The sequence below is a fragment of the Vreelandella olivaria genome, from assembly GCF_023507745.1.
GTDB lineage: Bacteria > Pseudomonadota > Gammaproteobacteria > Pseudomonadales > Halomonadaceae > Vreelandella > Vreelandella olivaria_A.
In genome coordinates this window covers 1-4,540 of record NZ_JALPZO010000147.1, presented here as the reverse complement: position 1 = coordinate 4,540, position 4,540 = coordinate 1, and the positions used below count along the sequence as shown (strand labels likewise).

The 4,540-nt window shown below is 60.0% G+C and carries 4 protein-coding genes; all 4 read right to left on the bottom strand.

Going from position 1 to position 4,540, the window contains the following annotated elements; translation table 11 throughout:
* Positions 1 to 943 (bottom strand): DUF6708 domain-containing protein (locus tag HP566_RS18095; RefSeq protein WP_249978715.1); only part of this gene is annotated, 943 nt, incomplete at its 3' end.
* Between the two features lie 3 nt (positions 944 to 946).
* Complete coding sequence (locus HP566_RS18090) at positions 947 to 3,550, bottom strand: toxin VasX (RefSeq protein WP_249978714.1); 2,604 nt, start codon at positions 3,548 to 3,550, stop codon at positions 947 to 949.
* Entirely contained in the window at positions 3,547 to 4,095 is a 549-nt protein-coding gene (locus tag HP566_RS18085) for a DUF4123 domain-containing protein (protein WP_249978713.1), read from the bottom strand. The genes HP566_RS18090 and HP566_RS18085 overlap by 4 nt, the downstream gene beginning before the upstream one ends.
* On the bottom strand, positions 4,095 to 4,540 hold a 446-nt coding region (locus tag HP566_RS18080), incomplete at its 5' end, for a DUF2345 domain-containing protein (RefSeq protein WP_249978712.1). The genes HP566_RS18080 and HP566_RS18085, both read right to left, overlap by 1 nt.

The following is a 4,540-nucleotide window of genomic DNA, read 5'->3' as shown; positions in this document are numbered from 1 at the left end:
CCTTGGCGACTTCCAGATCATACAGCCGGGTGGTGGGACCATCCGGGTGGCAACGTTCTTTAACCAGCGGCTGCCACTGGTGGGTAGCGGCCCGCTGGCGGGCATATTTGGCGGTGATATCGCGGATTAACAAGCATGGGTAAAATAAAGCAGCACCAAAAATCCGCACTCTTGCCCGCCCCGGTGAAAAAATGCCATCCTGTACGAGCTTACGGTAATGTTCGAGATCTAATGTGGCCTTCTTTTGCCGTCGCCGGTACCCTTCCAGTGCTTGCTCGCGATTGGAGGTGGTGAGCGGGTTGCCCTGTTCATCGAACCAGGGGCCGTTATCCATATAGCAGCGCAAGTATTCCCATAACATGCCCTGGGTTTCCGCGGTGCGGCCCATGGGCAGATTGAGTTGCAGGGCAATCACATCCTGGGGGTGGTTATAGCGTTGTAGCAGCAGTTGCAGCGGGGTTTCGGTCATGGCGCCGGTGTATTGGGTCACCGTGCGGCTCTCCTGCATCCAGGCCACGGCCTCATCCCAGGGGGCGTGGTAGAGCTTGCCCTTATCCTGAAAATAGATTTCCCGGGTGCGGCGATTAAAACGCAGGGGAGAGGAGGCGGGCCAGAAGACTTCAAGCAGAAAGACAGCAAAAGTAATCCCAACCAGTACAGTGGTGTAAGTGAAGACGTAAAGCGCCCCCTCCCAATCTTGAAAGATGACTGGCGACATGATCAAGAATATATAGATTGTCCCCATCCCCCATACCCCGGTAAAAATGCCCTTGCCTTCTTCGGCGCCGCTGGAAAGGTCCAGGTAGTGCTCGGTTTGCTCCTGTACTTCACCCAGTTGCATGGGCTGCCGGGCGGCCCGGCGTTTGGGCGAGAGTACCATCAGCTCATCGGCCAGCCCAAGCTGCTGTGAGAGGGTGGCGAAGGTGTTTTTTATACTTTGCATAACCTAGCTGATCTCCAGGGCGATGGGAGACAACGTTAGCTCCGGGAAGGGGCGGTAGTGGAGCGTGCCCGAGAGGCTGATCAGGGTTTCGTCCTCCGGGGTGGCGTGATACACCTTGCGATACACCGGGCGGCGGTGGCGGCCACCGATATCCAGTTCGAAGTCCTGCTCTGTTAACAGCGCTGAGCGCCGCTCACTGCCCCACCAGCCCGCCCGCCAGCGCTCGGTGGCTTCCAGGGTGAACATACCGGGGAAGCGTTCGGCGGCGGGAAACTCCACATACAGCCACACCGCTGTATGCTGGGTAGTGAGGCGATGGTTCCAGACCCGTTTGCGTTCCAGGCGTAGGCGTGGCTGATAGAGCAGCCGATAGAGTGCATCCAGCTCCTGCTCCAGATCACCAGCCCAGGCGGCGGGGTGGGTGCCGAAGCGGGTATTGCGCAGCCACTGCTCCAGCGGGTTTTCGCGGGTGTAGTAGAGGCTAACGGCACCGGCGATGATCAGCAGCGTCAACCCCAGCATCAAGCCCGGCTTACCTGCCCGCGAGGCCACGTTGGCGGCCTGCACCAGTTGGCCCGTGCGGAGTGCCGCCTGGGCACGGCGATAGTGGATAAAGGCCCTGGCGGCCAGTGCCGACTGGCCGGCGCTGGCCGCACTCATCCCGGTGGCAATGGTAGCCGAATCCAGGTCGCCCTGGCCGTAGCGCTCCCAGGCTAAACGGCCAAAATAGATCACATCAAATAGCGCGGTAATGCCCAGGGCGCCACTGGTGATTTGCCCTGATGTTAGGAATTTATCAAATTCAGATCGCCAAACCGTGGACATTCCTTGGGATAAACGCAGGTCCTGGGCATCGACCTGGGCAAAGTGTTGGAAGATGGCTGCTGTGGCCGTTGCGGTGCCGAAGAGTCCTGAGCCAATTGATATTCCTGTATCAATTGAGCGATCACCCCGTGCGAGGGTTATTCCTGCATTGACTAGCATCGCCCCATTGAGCAGCACCAATACACTCTTCAGCGGTGCCTCAGTGAGCGCCCGCGAGAACAGCCCGCTTGGCGGCACAGGCGTTGTGGCCTCGTTGGCCGCCAGGCGCAGTACGGTCATTTGGCGGTTTTCCAACTGCTGAAATAGCTCGGGGCGTAGCGAAGACAACGTGGCGGGTGCCCCAGCCACGCGGGCACTGGGCTCGTTGAGCCAGTCGGCCACTTGCCTGATAGAGACCGCTTCCGCCGTCAGGGTTTGGCTGCTGCGTGCCAGGGCGGCGGCAAAATAGCCTGCCACCAGCGTTTGCTGGAGCGACGCGGCACCGGCCTCTTTAAGCAGCGGCCCTATGGTGGTGCCCACGGCTAAAAACAGGCCCTCCCTGGCGGCCATCAACCCGCTGCCGAGCTGCACAGAAAGCTGGTTGACGCTATGCGCCCAGGTTTCCCAATCAGGTGCTGGCAGTGAGTCAGGCAGGGTGAGCATGCGTTGCACATCGCTCAGTTGCAGGTGCTTCATCACACCGAGCAGCGCGACCCATAGGGAGTGGCCGCTATAGGTAAAGGTTGGCCCGTGGGCGGGGTCCAGCATCCGTTCCACCAGCAGGGCGCCCCCCTGGCTGTGGGTCGCCCCTAACAGCGCCGCGCTCCACAGCGTTTCCATGGCATCGTGGTCGTCATTGCGCGATGGATCGAAATGGCTCTGTGCCGCGGCCAGCGTTGCCGGGCTGCTCTCTTGCCAGAACGTCTCCATCCAGCGCTGCCAGTCGTCTACCAGTGTGGCGAGCCGTGCCTCCAGTGCTTCGATGTCCGCATCGTAGCGTTTGGCGGCCTCTTCGATACGCGGTTGATCGGCCAGGTGCGGCAGCTTGGCCCATACCTCCCGGTTCTGTTTGACCAGGGCCAGAATGTTCTGTGCCAGGGTGCGCTCTTCGCCCTCTTGGGCAAACCACGCTTCGCGACGCGCCAGGCCCTGGCGCTGAAGATGGGCAAGCTCCATCACCACACCCCAGGGGTCGTCCACAATGGCCACGGCCTGCACCTCCGCCTGGGTAAGCGTTGGCATCATGGATTCCCAGCGTGGCAGCGACACTTGAGGTTCACTGCTCCAGGCAAACGCATTTTCCTCCACCGCGTTTAACTCGGGAATCTCTACGGCCCATTCCAGCGGCCCACTGTGAGGCGCCTGGGCGGGGATGAATTCGCGCATTAACAGGTGACGTTGTTCTCCATCGGTTTGCAGCGCACGGTAATGCTCATCACTCCAGGGCACCGGCGACCAGGCGATCGCCGCTGTTTGGCCGCAGGGCAGAAACAAATAGGCCCCTCCGCCGGGCATGATGGGGGCGCCTGCCCGTGAGGTTTCCTGCAATGCGCCGCCCGTGACCTGATATTCAATCAACCGCTGCTGGTTCTCCAGCCAGACATAGCACCAGCCATCACGCAGGGGACGCGCAACATAACGCAAGGGGAGGCTATCCACCCCGCTATCATCAAGCGTCACCAGGGTGCCTTGCAACTCAGGTAGCGGCACGCCCTCCAGGCAAGGGCTTTCCAGCCCTTGATGCCCTATGGCATAACGGACGGGGATAATCGCGGCCAGCAGTGGGCACTGGGTAGCACTCATGAAACGGTCTCCGCAGGCGATAGTGAGGCCAGTTGACGCTCGTTGAAGGTAAAAAAGGCATCCAGCGAATCCTGTTTGGGTTCTTCCCAGGTGGGCGACTCAAGTGGTGCAGGGGGAACCCACTCGCTGTGTTTGGCGGAAACCCTTAATGATGTGATCGCCTGCCAAAACCCCTTTGGAAAGGCGTCGTGATCAATACCACGAGCAATGACGCGACTATCGGCATAGCGAAGCCATAGTGTTCTGCCCTGAGGGGCGTTGAACAGTAAACGCCGACGCCAGTAGGCTGCCAACTCATAGGATGTAAGTGTGCTGGTAAATTGCCAGGCAAAATGCAGAGGAATGGCATTGTCTTGCCAATAAGCAGGCAGCCTGCTGCCGTTGGGCAGGCGTGCCAGCAGCGGCCCTGAAGCGGCTATCGGCTCATAAGCCGTGCCGGTTAATAACAGCATGGTTTCTGCTGCCATCCCTGGTGCATATAAAGCGGAGACTGCGTTTGGATTGAGTTTGCCATCAATCATCAGCCACGTAGCGTGTTCAACCATTACACGGTCTCCTTGGCGTTACAGACTTCGCAGACGCCTTCGCCCAACTGTGCTGCTTCGTGCAACACATAGTCCTGCTTGAGCAGTGCAGCAGGCGCTTTAAAGATAACGTGCTCACTTTCTTCCGCCGCCACATGCCCTGGCAGCAGCGGGCCTGCCACCGCCTGCCCGGTGCCGTTGCCTGGGCTGCCGCCTGCGTTGATGCGTACCTTGGGGCCTACCAGGGTGATGCCGCCGCCCTCCAGCTTGATGAAGCTACCCCCGGCATTCAGGGTGAGTTCATCACTCGCTTCCAGCACGACTTTGTGGCCCGCTTTGATGTGCAGCTCTCGGCCACTTTCACTTAACCACGCCTGCCCTGCCTTGATATGCAGCGAGCCTTGCAGCGTGAAATGCTGCTGGCCTTCGGTATGTTCGAAGCGGTTACCATGCACCGTGTGGTGGT

What these genes read in the sequence shown, in the direction of transcription:
- HP566_RS18090 (WP_249978714.1), bottom strand. Translation starts at nt 3,550, where the DNA reads ATGAGTGCTACCCAGTGCCCACTGCTGGCCGCGATTATCCCCGTCCGT.
- HP566_RS18085 (WP_249978713.1), bottom strand. Translation starts at nt 4,095, where the DNA reads ATGGTTGAACACGCTACGTGGCTGATGATTGATGGCAAACTCAATCCA.